This window comes from Vibrio sp. SG41-7, assembly GCF_014164465.1.
GTDB lineage: Bacteria > Pseudomonadota > Gammaproteobacteria > Enterobacterales > Vibrionaceae > Vibrio > Vibrio splendidus.
On sequence record NZ_JACJFF010000307.1, the window covers coordinates 1 to 965 of the forward strand.

General features: G+C 38.8%; 1 protein-coding gene. It reads left to right on the forward strand.

Translation table 11 applies throughout. The features are described from left to right. Positions 1-932: hypothetical protein (locus H5300_RS26835; RefSeq protein ID WP_182797368.1), on the forward strand; the 932-nt coding region annotated here is incomplete at its 5' end. Positions 933-965: the final 33 nt, after the last annotated feature.

The following is a 965-nucleotide window of genomic DNA, read 5'->3' on the forward strand; positions in this document are numbered from 1 at the left end:
GGGACAATAAAGGTGATCAAGGATTAGTACAAAGTGAGATCCTTCAAGCCGGCTCTAATTTCCCATTGAACGATCAAGAAGGCAATCCGGTCTTCTATCAACAAAGTGTCAATAAAAAATTCTACGATGACATCGTCAAACACGGATTAAACAATAGCCAATGTGTCGCCAATATTGATAGGGGGAAAACACCGTTTGAAATATCCCCAGGCTCCACTGAAGTAAAAACCTCGTGGAAATTAATCTCTAATAACGACAACCCTGAAAAATTTTTCACTATCCACAGAGATGTTGAGATCGACGGGGTAGTAAGGAGTAATGTTCTAATGGGCTTGGTTGGGATTCATGTAGTGCGAAAAACAAGGAATCATCCTGAATTCATTTGGACCACATTTGAACACAAAGAAAACGCTCCTGATTGTGCTGATGTTCCTAACCTATCAAATTTTGAAAAATCAGGTAAATGGACGTTTTTCAACCCAATGTCCTTTCAGAAAGCAAATACTTACTTCCCTGGTAAACCTACCCAAGTCTGTAGAGAAACACCCTATGGAGTTGGTGTTTTAACGAAAACTGAAGTAGCTAAAGATATAAAAGCGCTTAACGAGGCAATGTCACATTATTACCAATCACGTAAATCTGTTTGGTCTAACTACTTCCTTGTGGGTACATCTTGGACAGCCTCAAACGAAAGTGATTTGAATAAAGGAGAGATCCCTCCCACTTGGAAAAATGAAATAGGGGGTTCGAAGTTATTATCAAACAGTACAATGGAGACCTATGTCCAAAACCCTCAATGGTTTGCTTTAGTGCATCCTAAAGAAGATAGGGGCTGTTTTACTTGTCATAAATATGACCCTTTAACAAAGAAAGCCTTACATTTAAGCCATATGTTTAATGCGGCCCAAGATTACGGTCAGTGTTTTCTTTAAGGCTTGATTTAGAACCTAAAAATTGAAACTTCC